At 60.4% G+C, this 19065-nt stretch carries 14 protein-coding genes; 7 read left to right on the top strand and 7 right to left on the bottom strand.

Annotated elements, in window-relative coordinates:
• Positions 1–197: 197 nt before the first annotated feature.
• A complete protein-coding gene (locus tag OQZ28_RS02635) occupies positions 198–1046 on the bottom strand; it encodes a pyruvate, water dikinase regulatory protein (RefSeq protein WP_458135073.1) in 849 nt (282 codons plus the stop codon).
• Positions 1047–1123: 77 nt separating this feature from the next.
• Positions 1124–3799, bottom strand: coding sequence for a pyruvate, phosphate dikinase (gene ppdK / locus OQZ28_RS02630; RefSeq protein ID WP_130730389.1), 2676 nt, complete (start codon positions 3797–3799; stop codon positions 1124–1126).
• A 556-nt stretch (positions 3800–4355) separates the two neighbouring features.
• Between ppdK and OQZ28_RS02625 the strand changes: the two genes are divergently transcribed.
• Together OQZ28_RS02625 and OQZ28_RS02620 are read left to right on the top strand one after the other, a co-directional pair.
• Positions 4356–4532 carry a DUF3311 domain-containing protein gene (locus tag OQZ28_RS02625; protein WP_110567085.1) on the top strand — a complete coding sequence of 59 codons (177 nt, stop codon included), beginning with the start codon at positions 4356–4358 and terminating at the stop codon, positions 4530–4532.
• Positions 4529–6040, top strand: coding sequence for a sodium:solute symporter family protein (locus OQZ28_RS02620; RefSeq protein WP_458135072.1), 1512 nt, complete (start codon positions 4529–4531; stop codon positions 6038–6040). Before OQZ28_RS02625 ends, OQZ28_RS02620 begins: the two co-directional genes overlap by 4 nt.
• A 254-nt stretch (positions 6041–6294) precedes the next feature.
• Here OQZ28_RS02620 and OQZ28_RS02615 read toward each other — a convergent pair whose 3' ends face one another.
• Positions 6295–6516: a (2Fe-2S)-binding protein gene (locus OQZ28_RS02615; RefSeq protein WP_207303399.1), complete on the bottom strand. Its 222-nt coding sequence runs from the start codon at positions 6514–6516 to the stop codon at positions 6295–6297.
• Positions 6517–6843: 327 nt separating this feature from the next.
• On the opposite strand from OQZ28_RS02615, the gene OQZ28_RS02610 reads away from it, so the two are divergent.
• The 5 genes from OQZ28_RS02610 to OQZ28_RS02590 all read left to right on the top strand — a co-directional run bounded on the left by OQZ28_RS02610 (position 6844) and on the right by OQZ28_RS02590 (position 14229).
• Positions 6844–7746: a delta(1)-pyrroline-2-carboxylate reductase family protein gene (locus OQZ28_RS02610; RefSeq protein WP_458135071.1), complete on the top strand. Its 903-nt coding sequence runs from the start codon at positions 6844–6846 to the stop codon at positions 7744–7746.
• A 296-nt stretch (positions 7747–8042) separates the two neighbouring features.
• Positions 8043–8873 (top strand): IS5 family transposase, encoded by an 831-nt coding sequence (locus OQZ28_RS02605; protein ID WP_034927665.1) that lies wholly within the window; start codon positions 8043–8045, stop codon positions 8871–8873.
• A 351-nt stretch (positions 8874–9224) separates the two neighbouring features.
• Positions 9225–11813: a TonB-dependent receptor plug domain-containing protein gene (locus OQZ28_RS02600; RefSeq protein WP_458135070.1), complete on the top strand. Its 2589-nt coding sequence runs from the start codon at positions 9225–9227 to the stop codon at positions 11811–11813.
• Between the two features lie 326 nt (positions 11814–12139).
• Complete coding sequence (locus OQZ28_RS02595; RefSeq protein ID WP_130730393.1) at positions 12140–12598, top strand: Rrf2 family transcriptional regulator; 459 nt, start codon at positions 12140–12142, stop codon at positions 12596–12598.
• A 239-nt stretch (positions 12599–12837) separates the two neighbouring features.
• A complete protein-coding gene (locus tag OQZ28_RS02590; RefSeq protein ID WP_130730394.1) occupies positions 12838–14229 on the top strand; it encodes an NAD-dependent succinate-semialdehyde dehydrogenase in 1392 nt (463 codons plus the stop codon).
• Positions 14230–14396: 167 nt separating this feature from the next.
• Here OQZ28_RS02590 and OQZ28_RS02585 read toward each other — a convergent pair whose 3' ends face one another.
• From OQZ28_RS02585 to OQZ28_RS02570, 4 genes are all read right to left on the bottom strand, one after another.
• Positions 14397–14960: a phosphatase PAP2 family protein gene (locus OQZ28_RS02585; RefSeq protein WP_130730395.1), complete on the bottom strand. Its 564-nt coding sequence runs from the start codon at positions 14958–14960 to the stop codon at positions 14397–14399.
• 247 nt (positions 14961–15207) lie between these two features.
• On the bottom strand, positions 15208–16530 hold the full coding sequence (locus OQZ28_RS02580) for a cytochrome c (RefSeq protein ID WP_130730396.1): 1323 nt from the start codon (positions 16528–16530) through the stop codon (positions 15208–15210).
• Positions 16523–18160, bottom strand: coding sequence for a GMC family oxidoreductase (locus OQZ28_RS02575; RefSeq protein WP_458135069.1), 1638 nt, complete (start codon positions 18158–18160; stop codon positions 16523–16525). The genes OQZ28_RS02580 and OQZ28_RS02575 overlap by 8 nt, the downstream gene beginning before the upstream one ends.
• A 17-nt stretch (positions 18161–18177) precedes the next feature.
• Entirely contained in the window at positions 18178–18792 is a 615-nt protein-coding gene (locus OQZ28_RS02570; protein WP_458135068.1) for a sorbitol dehydrogenase family protein, read from the bottom strand.
• Positions 18793–19065: the final 273 nt, after the last annotated feature.

Below are 19065 nucleotides of genomic sequence, written 5' to 3'. Positions count from 1 at the left end.
AAAAAAGGCAGGCGCACGCGCTATCGCAGCAATAGGATATGGCGGCGTATCTGTCACGTCGCCCCGGTTGGATACAACCTGCCCTCTGGGCGGATTTCAAAAATGACAAAAGTTTTTGGGTGCCGCCCTTTTTCAAAAAGGCGGCTTTTTCTGAAGCTTTTTGCAACAAGCTTCACCAAAAACTTTTATCTCACGCCTTAAACGGCAGGCAGGATGCTGCTGGTGCCGTCATGCTCGAGCATGTCGATGATGGCGGCCGCCGTTTCCTCCACCGAGCGATGGGTGACGTTTATGACCGGCCATTTATGCCGCGTGCACAGCCGCCGCGCCCAGAGCAGTTCCTCCTGCACGTTGACCGGGTCGATATAGGGCTTGACCGATGTTTCCGACATGCCGGGGGCCGCCATGGAGCGGCCGGGCAGCATCATGCCCACGCGTGAGCGGCGGATTTCGAGCAGGGTATGCGCATCAATGGTCAGGCCCACCACAAGGCCGGGAAAATGCTCCAGCCCCGCAGGCAGAGGCGCATGCGGCACGAGTGGAATATTGGCGGCCCTGATGCCCCGGTTGGCCAGATAGAAACAGGTGGGTGTCTTGGATGTGCGCGAGACCCCCACCAGCACCACCTCCGCGCGGGTCAGGTCGGTTGTCTTCTGCCCGTCATCATGGGCAATGACGTACTGCATTGCATCGATGCGGCGAACGTACTGGCCGCCGGGGTGGCGCTCGGCGGGGATGCCAGTCTGCTGTTCAAGGAAATGGATGGTGCCATCAAGGATGTTCTTGACCTGCACCCCAAGGCGCGCGCACCCCACCCGCAGCATGGTCTGCAATTCGGGTGATGTGAGCGAGGACAGGACCGGCCCCGGCTCGTGGCTGATCCCGGCCAGCACGCGGCCAACCTGCATGCGCGTGCGCACGAGGTTCCAGTTACGCAGGGCAAACTCGGCATCCTGGAACTGGGCGCCACAGGCGCGCATGACCGCCTCGAGCGCCTGTCCCGTCGCCTCGGATACAAGATGCAGGATAATCGGCTTTTCGCTCATGGTCCTGCCTGACAGGCGCGCCGCTGCCTGGAGGCAGGCGACGCGCCATTTTTTCAGTCTCTAGGCCACCACGGGTGTCAGGCGGGGTTGCCGACCCTGTTGCGGGTGGCAAGGGCCGCCTGGGCCGCCGCAAGGCGGGCCACCGGCACGCGGAAGGGCGAGCATGACACGTAATCCAGCCCGACTTCATCAAAGAAGGCGATGGAATCCGGGTCCCCACCATGCTCGCCACAGATGCCCAGCTTGAGGTCGGGGCTGGTCTTGCGCCCCCGCTCCACGCCAAGGCGCACGAGCGCGCCCACGCCATCACGGTCGATGGACACGAACGGGTCGCGCGGCAGCAGGCCGTTATCGACATAATAAGGCAGGAAAGAACCCGCATCATCACGCGACAGGCCAAAGGTGGTCTGGGTCAGGTCATTGGTACCGAACGAGAAGAAATCGGCATATTCCGCAATCCTGTCCGCCTGGATGGCGGCGCGCGGCAGTTCGATCATGGTGCCGATATAGTAGTTGAGGTTGGTGCCCTCTTCCTTCAGCACGCGGGCGATCTCGTCTTCGGCAGCGCGGCGGGTGGTGGCCAGCTCGGCCTGTGTTGCCACCAGCGGGATCATGATCTCGGGGCGGATCGGCTTGCCGAGCTCCTTCTCCACGATCACGGCGGCCTGGATCAGCGCGCGCACCTGCATGGCATAGATTTCCGGGCTGGTCAGGCCAAGGCGGCAGCCCCGGTGGCCCAGCATCGGGTTGGTCTCGGCCAGCGCCGCGCAGCGGGCACGCACCTCTTCCACGCTCTTGCCCAGCGCCTGCGCCACTTCGGCCATCTCGGCTTCCGCATGCGGCAGGAACTCGTGCAGCGGCGGGTCGAGCAGGCGCACGGTTACCGGCAGCCCCGCCATGATGCGGAACAGGCTGGCAAAGTCATCACGCTGGAAAGGCAGCAGCCCCGCAATGGCCTTCTGGCGCACCAGTTCATCATCGGCAATGATCATCTGGCGCACGAGGCCAATGCGGTCAGGGCCGAAGAACATGTGCTCCGTGCGGGCAAGGCCGATGCCCTCCGCGCCAAAGCGCCGGGCGGTGGCGGCATCATCGGGCGTTTCGGCATTGGCGCGCACGCCAAGGCGGCGCACGCTGTCGGCCCAGCCCATGAGCGTGTTGAAATCATCGGACAGGGTGGGTGCGATGGTGGGCACACGACCCAGATAGACAGCCCCTGTGCCGCCATCGAGCGTGATCCACTCGCCCTGCGCGATGGTATGCGTGCCGATGGTCATGGTGCCAGCGGCGTAATCGACATGAATGCTGCCAGCCCCTGCCACGCACACGCGGCCCATGCCACGCGCCACCACGGCGGCGTGCGAGGTCATGCCGCCACGGGTGGTGAGCACGCCACGGGCGGCGTGCATGCCGTGCACGTCCTCCGGCGAGGTCTCGATACGGACCAGGATTACGTCCTCGCCCTTGGCGGCCCGTGCTTCACATTCCTCGGCCGAGAACACGACGGCACCGGCAGCAGCCCCCGGCGAGGCGGGCAGGCCGCGCGTGAGCTGCACGCGCTCGGCCTTGGGGTCGAGCGTGGGGTGCAGAAGCTGGTCAAGCGAGGAGGCGGGCACGCGGCGGATCGCATCTTCCTGCGTGATCAGGCCTTCACGCGCCATGTCGATGGCGATCTTGAGTGCTGCGGCAGCCGTGCGCTTGCCGCTGCGGGTCTGGAGAATGTAGAGGACATTGCGCTGGACGGTGAATTCGATGTCCTGCATGTCCTTGTAATGGGTTTCGAGCACCGAGCGCACGCGCATCAGCTCGGCGTATGCCTGCGGCAGGGTGGTTTCCATCGGGTGCTGGCCCGCCTCGGCCCGCGCGCACGCCATGGGCTGCGGCGTGCGGATGCCCGCCACCACGTCCTCGCCCTGCGCGTTGATGAGGTATTCACCATAGAAGATGTTCTCGCCCGTGGACGGATCGCGCGTGAAGCACACGCCCGTGGCGCAGTCATCGCCCATGTTGCCGAACACCATGGACTGCACGTTCACCGCCGTGCCCCATGAGGCCGGGATTTCGTGCAGCCTGCGGTAGGTGTTGGCGCGCGGGTTCATCCACGAACCGAACACCGCCCCGATCGCGCCCCAGAGCTGGTCCTGCGGGTTGGTGGGGAATTCGGTGCCGGCATGGGTGCTGATGAGGTGGCGGTAATCGGCCACGATGGTGCGCCACTGCTCTGCCGTGATGGCAGTGTCGTCTTCCACCTTGCTGGCGCGCTTGAACTGCTCGAGCACGTCCTCGAAATGGTGGTGGGGCACGCCCATCACCACCGAGCCGTACATCTGGATGAAGCGGCGGTAGCTGTCCCATGCGAAGCGGGCATCGCCGGAGGAGCGGGCCAGGCCTTCCACCGTCTCGTCATTGAGGCCGAGGTTGAGCACGGTATCCATCATGCCGGGCATGGACACGCGCGCGCCCGAGCGCACCGAGACCAGCAGCGGGGCCGCGGCATCGCCAAAGCGCAGGCCCATGGATTTTTCAACCCGGGCCAGCGCATCGGCTACCTGGGCGCGCAGGTCATCGGGATATTTGCGGCCATTTTCGTAGAAGGCCGAACAGACTTCCGTCGTAATGGTGAAGCCAGGCGGCACGGGCAGGCCGTTGGCCGCCATTTCCGCAAGGTTGGCGCCTTTGCCACCCAGAAGGTTGCGCATTTCCGCGCGCCCTTCGTTCAGCCCATCTCCGAAGCTATAAACCCATTTGGTCATGTCTGTTCGTTCCTACGCGCGTCCGTCTGTCAAGGGTAACGCCTGCTCCGGCACAGGGCAAAAACAGACGACCGTGCTTTAATATTGTTTGTTGTTGGCAGGTCCGGGCAGTGAATTTAACCGGCACGGGCAAGGGCGGGCAATCACTATTTTCGCGCGCCCCGGCTTGCCACGCAGCACGGCTCCGGGCGCGAGAAGTCGGACACGATGCGAAAAATGAAAATAATATCGTTTAATTACAAAGATATATTTTTATAAACTGTCATAACAAACACAGGTGCCCGGAAAGTGGGACACACATTATATTATTTTAATGATTTTAATTATTTGATTTATGAATGAGTTTTCCCATGCCGGGAAATGCCTGATTTTGCTGCATTGCGTTGTGCGTTGCAGCAAAAACGTTGCGCACCGCACAATAACGAAATGTAATTACAAAATAACCCGATCAATTCTTCAAAAAATACTTTAAAAATACCTCCAATCATGTTGACACCCTACCGGGCTTTCCAGAAAAATTGCTGACGGCCACACAAAAACAAGAAGTTCGGTCAACATGAAAAAAACCATACTCCTCCTGCTGCCCTTTGCCGGGCTGCTCTGGGTGCCGCTGTATAACCGGCACGATCCGGTGCTGCTCGGCTTCCCGTTCTTTTACTGGTACCAGCTTGCCTGGGTGCCCGTCACTTCCGTCCTGATCTGGATGGCATGGAAGGTGGACAAGCAGTCATGAGCACCTCCCTGCCAGATAACGCCGCCATTGGCGTGTTTATCCTCTTTTTTGTCGCGACCATCGTGCTGGGCAGCACGGTGCGGTTCTGGCGCCCGCTGCTCAACCGCCGCAAGGCCGCGACCCACCACAGCCAGGGCGAGGAATGGGGGCTGGGCGGGCGGGAATTCGGCGCCTGGGTCACGTGGTTCCTGGTGGGGGGTGACTTTTATACCGCCTATACGGTCATCGCGGTGCCGGCGCTGGTCTATTCCACCGGGGGCTTCGGCTTTTTCGCGCTGCCCTACACCATCATCGTCTATCCGTTCATCTTTGCCGTAATGCCAAAGCTGTGGACCATCGCGCGCGATGGCGGGCACGCCACGGCGGCTGACATCGTGCGCGCGCGCTTTGGCAGCCGCACGCTGGAACTGGCCGTGGCCATAAGCGGGCTGGTGGCGGTGCTGCCCTATATTGCGCTGCAGCTGATCGGCATCCGCACGGTTGTCGAGGCGCTGGGCTATACCGGCATGCTGCCGCTTTTGTTCGCGTTCGTGTCGCTGGCGGCCTATACGTGGCTGGGCGGGCTGCATGCCCCGGCGCTGACCGCATTCATCAAGGATGTGATGATCTATATCGCCGTGCTGGCCGCCGTCATCATCGTGCCGATCCATCTTGGCGGCTATGGCGCCATGTTCCATGCGGCGACGGAACACCTGCCCGCCATTCCCGGTGGCCGCGTCGTGAGCCAGGACCAGACGGTGCCCTATGCAACACTTGCGCTCTCCTCGGCTTTTGCAGCCTTTCTGTACCCCCATACGCTGACCGGCATCCTGGCGGCGAAATCCGCCGATACCATCCGGCAGAATGCCGTGTTCCTGCCCATTTACACCATTGTGCTCGGGCTGATCGCGCTGCTGGGGCTGATGGCGCATGCGGCGGGGATCGTGACCACCTCGTCCTCGCAGGTGGTGCCGCAGCTTTTCCTGGCCATCTTCCCTTCATGGTTTGCCGGCTTCTGCTTTGCGGCCATCGCGGTGGGGGCACTTGTGCCGGCCTCGGTCATGGCGATCGGCGCGGCCAACCTGATCATGCACAACATCCTGCCCCGCCACAGCGAATCGGTTACCGGCTCGCGCCTGGCCGGGCTGGGGGTGAAAGTGGGCGCGCTGGGCTGTGTCGTATTCCTCAACGCCAAGTTCGCCATCGACCTGCAACTGCTGGGCGGCGTCATCATCCTGCAGACCTTCCCCGCCCTGATCATGGGGCTGCTGCCGCTGCGGCTTTCGGCGCCTGCGCTGATTGGCGGCTGGGCCAGTGGCTCGCTGTTCGGGCTGGGGCTGTGCTGGCTGGATGGACTCAAGCCCGTGCACCCCATTGCGTTTGGCGGCTTCTCGGCTTCCGTTTCAACCGGGTTGCTGGCGCTGGGCGTCAATATCGTGGTGACGATGGTGCTGGGCAGCGTGATCCGGCTGGCGCTGGGGGCATCGCCCTCCACCCTCCAGCCCCGCAGCGTGCGGCGGCAGGGCTGACGGGCGGCTATTAATAGACAGCGTTTCGGGACGCCGCTTTTTTCAAGGGAATGGGCGCTTCCTGAAGCTTTTTTAAAAAATCTTCACCAAAAATTCTTTTATTTCGATCTTGTGAAACATAGCGGCACGCCTGACAGGCGTGCCGTTTTTTCATGCCTTCAATCAGACTGGCGCCACACGCCTCTATCCCGATGAGGCCCCGCCCCGCGCGACGATGGCAGGGCAGGAAGAACCATCACAAGCCGGAAAGCGGGTCAGATGGCCTGCATATCAGATGGTACATGCGGCACCTCGGGCATGACCATGCGCCCCTGGCGGGCAAGCTGGCGCAGAATGCACACCACACCGGGCACGCAGTTGCCGCACTGGGCCCGACAGCCCTTGGATTCATAGACTTCCTTGGGCCTGACCGCGCCATTGCGGGCTGCAGTCTCCACGTCTGTGTCAGTCAGCATATTGCAGGAGCAGACAAACATTTATCCATCCCATTCATGATGTGGCAGCACCATAATCACGAATGAGAACAAATCGCAATACCGGAAAACCTTAAAAAATAGTGAGTTCCCGCATGGTACGCTCCACATCATATCTGTTATATTTCCGTCGTGAGCGATAACATTATTTTTTTGACAGGCAGGCCCACCAGGGGACCAGGCTCCATGCCCCTCCCGTGCGGATGCCAGCCTTTATCTCAATACATATTTGTACAGTCCATGCACCGCCCCCTGCACGCACCCGGATGACGGCAGGCGCAAAATACCATACCCCTACAATCCTTTTTCATGATGCAGGGGTTCACACGCATGCAGCAGTATTCCGCGCCCGAAACACGCGCCCTTCTCCCCTTCCCTGCCCTGATCGATGCCCTGGCACAGGCAGCGCTTGATGTGGCCGCAGGGCAGATCCTGTGCCCCGAGCGCACCACCATCCGCACCCGCAACCAGCACGGCGCACTCATGAGCATGCCCTGCGTTGCCGATGACATCATGGTCACCAAACTGCTGACCCTGTTTGCCAGCAATCCGGCCGCCGGGTTGCCCTCCATACAGGGGCAGGTCATCTGTGCCGAAGCGCAGGCCGGGCGTTTCCTGTTCACGCTTGATGGCCCCACCGTCACCATGCGCCGCACCGCGGCCATCAGCCTGCTCGGCATCCGCACGCTGGCCCGCGCGCCCGTGCGGCGCGTGCTGCTGATTGGCACCGGCACGCAGGCCATTGCGCATTTGCAGGCCCTTGATGCCGTCCATCCCGGCATTACCGTTGCCATACGCGGGCGCACGCCCGAGCGGGCGCAGGCCTTCTGCGCGGCACACGCCATGCCCGCACTGAACATGCGCCCCGAACAGGCGCATGAAGAGCCCTTTGATGTGGTGCTGACACTCACGGCCAGCACATCGGCCATCTATAATGAACCTGCCCGCGCCTCCTGCCTTGTCATAGGCGTTGGCGCCTACCGGACCGACATGGTGGAAATTGGCCCGACCACCATTGCGGGCAGCACCCTGTATGTTGACGACCCCATCGGCGCCCCCACGGAAGCGGGCGACCTGTATCAGGCCGGGGTAGACTGGCTGACCGTCCACCCCCTCTCGCTGGCGCTGCAGGGCAGGCTTCCGGCCCCGGACCAGCCCGTGTTCTTCAAATCCGTCGGGTGCGCGGCGTGGGATCTGGCCGCCTGCCGGGTGGCCCGCCTGCAGGGAGGATAACCCCCTCCTCCGGCCGGGCATCGGTCATACAGAATCAAAAAGGGCTGGCAGGGTCGACTCTCCTGCCGCAGGCGCGGGCACGCCGATTCCAGCCGTCGGGAACACCCCATACCCCCACATCCGCAACCGAGGCGACAGGCGCGCCTCCAGCACTTTGGCACAGGATGTGGGCCGCCACCAGCACACAGGAGATTGTATCTTTTATATCACATTTCTTTAAGTGTCTGACCGAAAATGAGTTGAGTGATTTCAGCGGGTTATGATTCATGGGTTTGCGATAACCTGATGAGATCAAGATGGCCTGGACTGAAATCACCCGAGCGCAGTATCAAAGGGACGACCTGGAGTATGCAAGCGACCTTCGCGATGCGGAGTGGGCGCTGATTGCGCCTTTGATGCCCGAGAGGAAACGACTGGGGAGACCACGACGTACGGATTTGCGCCGGGTCATGGAGGCGATCCTCTATATCGTCACTACGGGTTGCCAGTGGCGACAATTGCCTCGTAACTTTCCCGCTTTCACGACCGTGCAGGGCTATTTCTACCGTTGGATCCGCGAGGGACGATGGGAAGCCATGAACCATATTCTCGTGATCCTGTCGCGTGAGCAGGACGGGCGAGACGCCACGCCTTCAGTGGGCATTATCGACAGCCAGTCGGTTAAAACCGCTGAAAATGGCGGCCCACGCGGTTATGACGCGGGCAAGAAGATCAAGGGACGCAAGCGACATATCGCGACCGACACGCTGGGTCATGTCGTGGCGGCTGTTGTACATCCCGCCGACATTCAGGATCGTGATGGTGCGCCGCTGGTAGCGGTCAGGATACGCTCATTGTTTCCCTGGCTTCGCCATCTGATCGGTGACGGGGGATATGCTGGCGAGAAGTTGCGTGGTGCGCTGGCTGAACTCGGCCGATGGACGATCGAGATCGTCAAACGTAGCGATCGGGCCGAAGGCTTCGTCGTCCTGCCCAAACGCTGGATCGTGGAGCGTAGCTTTGCATGGCTCGGACGTTGCCGTCGCCTCACGAAGGATGTCGAGGCAACAATCTCGTCATCCCACGCGTGGTTGATGATTGCCCATATCCGCAGAGTTCTGCGAAAAATCAATCAAACCGCTTTCTGATTCAGGCTCTAAGACATATGGAAACACGCAATACCTTGTTTTCAAGTTGTTATTACAAAGAACCAAATAACTTTTCATCCCCCGTCAACCACGAAAATGCATCAAAATAGCGGAGCATGCTGGAAATTATTAGTTTATTGAAAATAAAAGATATTATCAGGACATGCCCAGGAATTTCCAGGTCGCCATTAGTTTGGTTTTTATTAAAGTTAACTTAAAGTAATGCATAACATTGTGTTGCCATGTCGCAACACACCGCATCCGCAATGACCGGGAGGCATTTTTCCCTCTCGTCAATTGTTACGAGCAGCCAATAAATAGCATGACGAGCTATGGATTGCGGGGCCATCAATGAACAGACGCACTTCTCTTTTGATTACGACTATCTGCTCTTTTGTTTCCTGTGGAGCGGTAGCCGCCACACCATCTGGTAGCGCGACGACAGCGGATCAGAAGGGAAGCACCGTGCGGGCGCACCACACGGCAACCGCACAGACACAGGCGCACAGCCGTGCCGCTACCACCCTCAAGGCCAACAGGGCAGATAATGGGGGCGTGAACAGTTCCGGTGTCGAGCAGATCAGCGTCTCCACCGGCACGCACTCCACCAACCGCAAGGCGCGTGACAGCATGAGCCCGGTCTCGGTCATCAGCGGGGCAGCACTGCGCCGCTCGGGCCAGATGAACCTTGCCGATGCGCTGACCCGCACCAATGCCTCGATCAATGTCAGCGCCATGGGCGCCGATGCGGGCGCGCTGACATCCGCCATCCGCATGCGCGGCCTGAACCCCAATGAAGTGCTCGTGCTCGTGGATGGCAAGCGCCGCCACACCACGGCCAACCTCTATGCCGATTCAGGCCCGGAATCAGGGTCCACCCCCGTTGACCTGAACATGATCCCCGCCAACGCCATCGACCATATCGAAGTGCTCGAGGATGGCGCGGCCGCCATGTATGGCTCGGACGCGATCGCGGGCGTGGTCAACATCATTACCAAGAAGCAGGATCACGGCTTCAATTTCAGCGGTCAGACCGGTGCCAACGCCTATAACGGTGATGGCTGGAATTACCAGCTCAACGCCGATGGCGGCATGAAGCTCGGCCAGGACGGCTTCCTGCATATCAGCGGGCAGATGTACCACTCCGACCATTTCGTGGCCAACAACGCGCGTGATCACCGCCTGCTCGGCTCACAGCCCGCCAGCGCCTCCAGTGCGACCTATACAGGCCCCAATGCTGGCAAGATTGCCACGAACTCCAACATGATCATGAGCACGCCGGAAGAAACGCGTGAAAATCTGGCGATTGAATGGGGCAAACAGTTCACGCCTGGCATTAATTTTTATGGGCTTATCACCTATGCCCATCGTCACTCGGAAGCTTATGAAAACTACCGTACACCTTCCGTAGGCGGTAGCTGCACCGCGTGCGAAAGCATCGCCCCTTATGGTTTCTCCCCTCTGGAAACCATGGAAGAAAACGATTTTGCCGCAACACTGGGCCTGAAGGGTGACAACTTCATGGGCTTCAACTGGGATCTCAGCACCACCTACGGCGAAGATATCGATAAGATCGGCAACAAGAATACCCTGAACACCAGTTATGTTACTGCTTACGGCTCCAGCCCCCGTACGGCACGAGCCGAGACCTACAGCATGACGCAGTGGACCAACAACCTCGATTTCCGCCGTCACTTCAAGATCGGTGATGTCGTTCCGATGACGCTGGCCTTTGGTGCCGAAGAGCGTATGGAATCCTATAACATTACCGCAGGTGAGCCGGTCTCCTACGAAAACGGTGGCACGCAGGGTTATGCCGGTATTTCACCAGGTTCGGCCGGCACGTGGTATCGTGACATCTGGGCGTGGTACATGGATGGCGACTTCCGCCTGACCAAGAAGTGGGAACTCGATTTCGCGGGTCGACTGGAGCATTACACCGACGTCGGCAATACCGAGAACGGCAAGATTTCAACCCGCTACAATTTCAACAAGCGCATTGCCATCCGCGGCACCATCAGCACCGGCTTCCGTGCGCCCACACTGGCTGAATCGCACTTCAGCGCCGTCAACGTCTCGCCCACCGGTGCAAGTGGCCTACTGGCCGCCGATTCCGCCGCGGCACAAGCTATTGGCGCAACCAAGCTGAAGCCTGAGCGCTCGACCAGCGTCAGCGGTGGCATCGTGCTGGAGCCTGTCGATAACTTCCATGTGGAAGCCGATGTCTACCAGATCAACCTGCGTGACCGTATCGTGCAGGATACCAACTTCGGTGGCAGCACCCCCTACGGCAACACGACGGAGGGTTATATCGCAGCTCAGGCCATTGCCCAGCTTGCTTCGCTGCCAACTGGCTTTACTGGCTACAACAATGTCTATGCCGACTACTTCACCAACGGCGCCAGCACCCGCACACAGGGTGTAGACATCAAGGCGGATTATCTTTTCCGGCTGCACAAGTATGGCAACCTTGCGCTGTCGATGTCGATCGATCTCAACCGCACCCGCCTGCACCATAACGGTGCCAACCTGAACCTGGCGGATATTGCCTCGATCACATCTGACAACCCGCGTAGCAAGATCATCCTGAACGCCTACTACACCTATAAAAACTGGGACTTCAACATCCGTCAGACCCGGTATGGCCAGACGACTTCCATGCTGCAGTACCAGGACTGGGGCCCCTCTGCCCTGCAGTATTCCAACAATGCCCTGCAGCAGTTCATCAACACCCCGCACTGGATGACCGATATCGAAATTGGCGTACGCTTCCAGAAGAACTGGCACTTCGCCGTCGGCGCGAACAACGTGTTCAACGTCCGCCCGCGCATGATGTCGCAGGAACTCAATGCCCTTGGCGCCGAGCCGTATGACGAGAACTCGGCGCAGATCCCCATCACGGGTGGCTACTACTACGGTCGCCTGAACGCCAACTTCTGACCGTTTCCGCCTGCCCTGACGACAATGCCCATGGTGAAAGCCATGGGCATTATTTTTGTCCCCTGCTGGAGCCCAATCCACGCCCGGGCGCAGCCCTGCCACGGCGATTCCCTGCCGGGTAACCGTTATTGAGACCCTTGCATGTCCGGATTGCGCCCGGAAGCCGCCTTCCCCCGCAGTCGCACCGCCAGCGTGCAACCGGCCTGATGATGTTGATCTTTTCCCCCTGCCAGGCTGCCCATTCCCCCACCCCTATCGGACGCAGCCGGGACGGAGAATAGCATTAACCACTGGAATTAACGGGAAAACTCTATATATCTCCTTCCATGCGCCTGACCCTGCATACCGATTACGCCCTCAGAACCCTGATCTACCTGGGCACCCATACCGACCGCCTGACATCGATCAGGGAGGTTGCGCAGGCTTATGGCATTTCGGAAAATCATCTCATCAAGATCATCCACCGGCTGGGACAGGGCGGCTTTGTGGAAACCATCCGTGGTCGCAACGGCGGCCTGCGGCTGGGGCGGCCTGCCGCGACGATCCTGATCGGTGATGTCGTGCGCTATACGGAAGAAGACATGGGGCTGGTGGCCTGTATGCAGCCACCACCGCCTGAAGGCGTGAACCGCAGGGGAGGCTGCCTCCTGAGCGATGTGTGCCGCCTGCGTGGCGTGCTGCATGAAGCGCTGGGGTTATTCATCTCCGTGCTCGACCGCTACACGCTGGCTGATGTCATAACGGACCGGGAACGCAAACTGCTCGGCAGCCCGCTTTCCGCCTGAGCGCCTGAAACCCATGGTGCGCAGATGGTAAATTCCATTTTACCATAGCCACCCGCTACCGGCACAGGGCAGGCCAGAGGGCAGAAAAGTCAGGTTTTCCGTAAAGAATCCCGCCATCATTTCTACCTTGATGGAAAATCAGCTTTTGCACGTTCGGGGCGTTGGTGATAGCTGAAACGATTCTTGCACGCCTGCACGTGGAATATATACTTGACGAAACTCTAAGGAACAGATTGTCCATGGCTTATGCTACGACCAACCCTTATACTGGTGAAAAGCTGAAGACTTTCCCCGATGCTACGGATCAGGAAGTCCAGGCCGCGCTGACCGATGCCTATGATGCCTTCAAGGCATGGCGCCACACCTCGTTTGCCAAACGTGCGGAAGTGATGAAGGCGGCAGCGACCATCCTGCGCCGCGACATTGACAAATATGCCCGCCTGATCACGCTGGAGATGGGCAAGACGTATGCGGAGTCCAAGGCCGAGACCATCCTGTCGGCAGAGATCTTCGAGTATTACGCCGAACATGCCGAGCGCCTGCTGAAAGCCGAGAAGCTGCCGGTCGCCAGCCCCGATGAGGGCGAGGCCATGATCATCCACCAGCCCCAGGGCATCGTTTTCGCCATCGAGCCGTGGAACTTCCCTTACTATCAGGTGGCCCGCATCATTGCGCCGCAGCTTTCCGCCGGTAACACGGTGCTGCTCAAGCATGCCTCCAACGTGCCGCAGTGTGCCGCAGCCTTCGATACGCTGATGCAGGAAGCAGGCCTGCCCAAGGGCGGCTTCCGCAACCTGTATGCCGCCCGCCACCACACCGAGGTGATCCTGAGCGATCCGCGCGTGTGTGGCGTTGCCCTGACCGGCTCCGAAGGCGCTGGCGCCATTGTGGCAGGCATTGCGGCCAAGGCGCTCAAGAAATCCACGATGGAACTTGGTGGTTCCGACGCGTTCGTGGTGCTGGAAGATGCCGACCTGGAAAAGACCGTGAAGTGGGCCGTGTTCGGACGCCACTGGAATGCGGGCCAGGTCTGTGTCTCCGCCAAGCGCCTGATTGTGGCTGACGCGATCTATGACCGCTTTGTGGAGCTGTACAAGAAAGGTGTTGCCAGCCTGAAGGCAGGCGACCCGATGGACCCGGCAACACAGCTGGCCCCCCTCTCCTCGCAGAAGGCGGCGGACGACCTGCGCGCGCAGGTTGAGGAAGCCAAGAAGCATGGCGCCGTTGTGGAAGTGATCGGCGCGCCGGTGCCGGAAAAGGGCGCCTTCTTCCAGCCGCTGCTCATGACCAACCTGCACGAGAACAATGAAGCCCGCCACTGGGAGTTCTTTGGCCCCGTAACGCAGCTCTACCGCGCCAAGGACGAGGCTGATGCCATCCGCATCGCCAATGATTCGCCCTACGGCCTGGGCGGCGCCGTGTTCACGAAGGACACCAAGCGCGGCGTGAAGGTGGCCGAGCAGATCTATACCGGCATGGTCTATGTCAACCACCCGACCATGGTGAAGGCCGACCTGCCGTTTGGCGGCGTGGCGCGCTCGGGCTATGGCCGTGAACTGATCGGCCTTGGCATCAAGGAATTCGTCAATCACAAGCTGATCGACGTGGTGGACATCGACGCCCCGTTCTGATCCGGCAAAAACCGGGCGCTGGTCGAGGCATGATGCCTTGGCCGGTGCCCGTCCGGGCCATCTGGCCACGAATAATGCAAAAGTTTTTGGTGAAGCTTTCTTTCAAAAAACTTCAAAGAACTTTGTCTTTGAAAATAAAGCCTGAAATTTTTATTCTTCCAATTTGATCATGTAATAATTTTCCTGGGTAGGAACATGGAGCGTATTGCACCTTCAATACCCAGATGCGCCCCATGGAACAGCACGGCCACGCACGCCACTCCAGGCAGCAGGTACAGCCATAACCGCTGCGGCACAGGCCCGCAGGCCCGCCCCAGCACCAGGCCTGCAGCACAGCCAACCACACCCCCTGTTACAACCTCGAACAGGGTATGGGTATGCAATGCCACGCGGGTACATGCCACGCCAATGCCAATACCCGATAACGGCACCAGCATAAGCGCCGGGAAACGCACGAAATACCGCTGCCCCAGCAGCACAAGCAGGCCGCCATACACCATGCACGCTGCCGCGACATGCCCGCTGGGGCTGATGATGGTGGTCTGCTCTATCGCGGCATAATAAAGACCGGCTATTTTAAGCAGCAGCATGACCGCCAGCATCGCGATGGCAGTACCCGTCCAGACCATGGCACCGCGCCGCCATCCGTACACAGCCATGATAAGGACTACAGTTACCATCACCGGCAGCATTACGGCCTGATCGGCAAAATCGGTGATGAAATGCATCATGATGATCCGGGACCCCGTTTTGCACCTGTCGTGCCTATCACAGACACCACCAGGTCGCCAGACGACCCATGAGCAGGCACGCCTTCCCCTTCCGGCAGCATCCGCCCTGTTTTCGCAACTGTAATAAACAAGAACGCCGCCTTTTTTACAAAAGGCGGCGTTCTCGTGATGAACAGCTTTTGAAAGCACAGACCCGGCAGCCCCGCCCCTGTCAAAGGAATACAGGCAGCCACCGGATTATCTGGCCTCAGGGCGTCTTGGGCAGTTCCTTGCCCATTTTTTCCACCTGCTCGGCGGTGACACCGTGGTCGCCGCTGCCAAATGTGGCCGTGACGTAGTTCACCACGCTGGCAACCTCGGCATTGCTCAGGCGCTCCACGTCGGAGCTCTGGTTGAAGGCAGGCATATGCACATGCACCCCACCCGCATTCCGGTCCACGCCGTTGAGCACGGCCATGATCAGGTCATCGGGCCGGGCCGAACCCACAACCGAGTTATGGAACAGCGAGGGCGCATAATGGTCGGCCGTGCCCGCGCCGTTACCGCCATGGCAGGCCGCGCAGTTCGCATCATAGATCTGCGCGCCATCCATCGGGTCAAGCTTGTCGATACGGGTGAGTTCACCCGAGCGGACATCGGCCTGCTCCAGCGGCTTGCCAAACTGCTCGCGCGGGCTGTGCTCGGCCTCGTCATCCTTGGCAGGAACCTGCAGGATGTAGGCCGCAAGCGCATGCAGATCATCATCGGTCAGGTGACTGGTGCTGTGCTCGACCGCCTCGCCCATCGGGCCGGCCGCCTGGCTCAGGCCTGCCACATGGCCAGTCTTGAGGTATTCAACGAGGTTGTCCTCGCTCCAGTTCCCGATGCCGCCGGTCTTGCTTGAGGTGATGTTCGGGGCATACCACCCGAGCAGGCTCGCGCCGGCAAGGTAGCTGTCCTCTTTCTCGCTCAGCATGATGTTGCGCGGGGTATGGCAGGTGCCGCAATGCTCAAGGGCATGGGCGAGGTATTTGCCCCGGCGCATCTTGTCAAAGGTGGCGGAATCACCCGTCTCCGGGGTTTCGCTGGTCGCCACCATGTTCCACAGGCCCATGGTGATGCGCAGGTTGGCCGGGAAGTTGAGCGATGTGACCGGCGGCGTCTCGGCCACCGGCTTCACCCCGTGCATGAACCATGTGTACAGCGCCTTCACGTCGCCATCCGTCATGCCGGCATAGGACACGTAGGGCATGGCGGGATAAAGCCTGCTGCCATCACGGCGGATGCCGTGGCGCAGGCTCTTCTCGAAATCCTCTTCCGTGTATTTGCCGATACCATGATCGGGATCAGGCGTGATGTTGGTCGTCACCACATCGCCCATGGGCGTACTGATCTTCAGGCCACCGGCAAATGGCTTGCCGCCGGGTGCTGTATGACAGGCAACGCAGTCACCTGCCGTGGCGATATATTCGCCACGGGCCATCAGGTCGGCAGAAGGGTCATCCGCCCGGGCGGGAACGGCAGAAAATGTTGCAAGAGCAGTGCCTGCGGTCAGGACCGACCACAGGATCTTGCGCGTCACGTCAGGCATGGGCGAGTTCTTTTTTAAGCGTATCAGCCACGCGCAGGGCAAGTGCGGCGACTGTCAGGGTGATATTGCCGGTTCCGACCGAAGAGAAAACGGACGAACTCGCGATGAACAGGTTCTCGTGGTCATGCGTGCGGCAGAAGCCGTCCACCACGGAATCCTTCGGGTCGGTGCCCATGATGGTGCTGCCCGCGGGATGGTCCTGCGGGAAGTAGCCAGGCGTCCATTCCTCGTCCGTGCCATGCATGAGGCCGATCAGGTCGCGGAACAGGCCACGCGTGTGCTCGCAGCTCTTCACGGTATATTCGGGCAGCTTGTAATAGACCTCGGGGTGCGGGATGCCGAGGATGTCCTTGTTGGTCTTGCTCAGCGTCAGGCGGTTATCCGGGTCGGCCAGGCCTTCGTTATGGCTGAACAGGCGGACCGTGTGCGAGGCGAGATAGCGGATCTGCTCCTCAAGCTCGCGGCCCACATACCCCTTGGCGATGGCAAGCTGGGTGGCAAGGTCGACCTGGTTGTCATCAACCATGTGCACGAGGTACGCGCCGCGCTCGTTGCGCCAGTCACCATCGCGGAAATTGTCGATCACGTTGGTTTCGAGCGGGCCACGACCGGGCCACAGGGCCTTGTCGCCACTGATGAAGCTCACCTGCACGCCGGTGTGGTCCATCATGTTGCGGCCAACATGGCCCGAGCTGTTGGCAATGCCGTCCGGGCTCTGCTCATCGGCGGAGAACAGCATGAGTTTCGCGGTCTCGATGCAGTGCGCCGCAATCACGAAATACTTGCCGGTCACGCGGTGCGAGCCCTTGTCGGGATCATAATAATGCACCGCGGTAACGCGCTTGTTGGCGCTGTCACGCTCAATTCGGTACACCACGGCGTTGGGCACGAACTTCGCCCCTGCCGCCTCGGCATGATAGACGGAGTAGCTGCCGTTATACATCGCCCCGATCGGGCAGATGGGCATGCAGTTGTTATGCCCCTCGCAGGTCGGGCGGCTGTCATACGGGCGGGTGTTGCGGGCCTGCGGCTCATGCACCACGCGATACGGCGTCTTCTCGCCAATCAGCTTGCGGAACTGCTGGGCGGCGTAGGAAATGGGCAGCGCATCCATCGGGTAAGGCTGCCTGCGCGGCGAGCCGAGGTCTTCCTCCTTCGGGTCCGGGCCGCACACGCCCATCATCACCTCGGCCTGGTAATAGAACGGCTCGAGGTCATCATATTTCAGCGCCCAGTCACGGCCCTGGCCATAGCGGGTCTTGAGCTCGAAATCCGATGGCAGGTAACGCCACGCACAGCCCGCCCAGTGCCAGGTGGTGCCACCCATCATGCGCAGGTAGACCTGCTGGTAGGCCTCGGCATCGGGGCCGGTGGTGTGCAGGTAATCGTTGGGGGTAACCTGGTCGGGCGGATGACGCGCCCATGGCACTGCCGGGAACGGCCCCTGATAGGAGGGCTTGTTCTCGAGGTTGCGGAAATTCTCGACAAAGTGCTGGCGGTCGACCCGGGGCCCCGCTTCGAGCACGATGACGGAAATACCCGCGCGCGCCAGTTCGTTGGCAATGGAGCTGCCAGCGACGCCGGAGCCGACGATTACGACGTCAGCAGATAGGTCTTGTTCGGACGGCATAAAAAAGGCTCCGGATATCAGGTAGGTTCGATCACGAGTTTCGAAGGCGAAAGGGCGGGTTCACCTGTTGGCACAGCCACTTCCGGCGGGGTCTGGGTCCAGTAAAACGGGCCACCCGTTGCATAGGTCTTGGGATAGATCGCATCCTTGGTGATGTCGAACATCAGCGCGGAGCGGTAGACCACGACCTTGTGGTCGGCCAGGCCACGATACCAGCCGGTCAGGATATCCTGAATGACAGCCTTGAACACGGGGTCCTGATGCTCGGCGGCGGCGGCCAGCGCATGGGCCGATGTAAAGTTGCCGCCAGCCATGAAGTCATGCAGCTTCTGGAGCTGGTCACGCCGCTCGGGCACGGCGTGGATGATGCCTGCATACAGGGCGTTGCCAATGCGCGGGTCGAGCGTGTCACGGTCCGTCAGGCGCTGCGACAGCGCCATGAACAGCGGCACGACCGTGTCCTGCTCCGCCGTGGCGGCCATTCCCTGCCTGCTGCCCGTCACGACAACGGCAGCCCCGAACGCGCCAAGCAGCGCATCGCGGCGCGACATGCGCAGGGCCCGGTTCAGTCTGATGGCGTTGGGGGTGGAACGATGAATACTGGTAGGAAAACAGGGCCGGTCTGCAGCCATCTAGCGTCGCCTCTCATGCACGTTGGTCCAGCAGGAATGCCGGAAGACAGGCATGACCGTGCGGGATGCAATAGTTTTATACCGATACCGCTACTTAATGCAGTCCTGCAACCTTTTATACCCCTATCTCCGCGTATAGCTGCTTCACATCTCATGAGTAAAAGCAGCCGCCAGACAGGCAGGATATGTTTTGTAAAAATATAGTGACATGGCCAGACCATCGGCCACCACACCTGCATGACATCACCGTGGCGACAGAACCATGAAAGACAG

It is taken from the genome of Komagataeibacter sp. NFXK3 (genome assembly GCF_054182245.1).
This window is presented reverse-complemented; position numbering and strand designations above follow the sequence as displayed.

Coding starts and splice junctions, on each gene's coding strand:
- OQZ28_RS02590 (WP_130730394.1), top strand. CDS start 12,838: ATGGCTTATGCTACGACCAACCCTTATACTGGTGAAAAGCTGAAGACT.
- OQZ28_RS02635 (WP_458135073.1), bottom strand. CDS start 1,046: ATGAGCGAAAAGCCGATTATCCTGCATCTTGTATCCGAGGCGACGGGA.
- OQZ28_RS02600 (WP_458135070.1), top strand. CDS start 9,225: ATGAACAGACGCACTTCTCTTTTGATTACGACTATCTGCTCTTTTGTT.
- OQZ28_RS02580 (WP_130730396.1), bottom strand. CDS start 16,530: ATGCCTGACGTGACGCGCAAGATCCTGTGGTCGGTCCTGACCGCAGGC.
- OQZ28_RS02615 (WP_207303399.1), bottom strand. CDS start 6,516: ATGTTTGTCTGCTCCTGCAATATGCTGACTGACACAGACGTGGAGACT.
- OQZ28_RS02605 (WP_034927665.1), top strand. CDS start 8,043: ATGGCCTGGACTGAAATCACCCGAGCGCAGTATCAAAGGGACGACCTG.
- OQZ28_RS02625 (WP_110567085.1), top strand. CDS start 4,356: ATGAAAAAAACCATACTCCTCCTGCTGCCCTTTGCCGGGCTGCTCTGG.
- OQZ28_RS02595 (WP_130730393.1), top strand. CDS start 12,140: ATGCGCCTGACCCTGCATACCGATTACGCCCTCAGAACCCTGATCTAC.
- ppdK (WP_130730389.1), bottom strand. CDS start 3,799: ATGACCAAATGGGTTTATAGCTTCGGAGATGGGCTGAACGAAGGGCGC.
- OQZ28_RS02610 (WP_458135071.1), top strand. CDS start 6,844: ATGCAGCAGTATTCCGCGCCCGAAACACGCGCCCTTCTCCCCTTCCCT.
- OQZ28_RS02570 (WP_458135068.1), bottom strand. CDS start 18,792: ATGGCTGCAGACCGGCCCTGTTTTCCTACCAGTATTCATCGTTCCACC.
- OQZ28_RS02575 (WP_458135069.1), bottom strand. CDS start 18,160: ATGCCGTCCGAACAAGACCTATCTGCTGACGTCGTAATCGTCGGCTCC.
- OQZ28_RS02620 (WP_458135072.1), top strand. CDS start 4,529: ATGAGCACCTCCCTGCCAGATAACGCCGCCATTGGCGTGTTTATCCTC.
- OQZ28_RS02585 (WP_130730395.1), bottom strand. CDS start 14,960: ATGATGCATTTCATCACCGATTTTGCCGATCAGGCCGTAATGCTGCCG.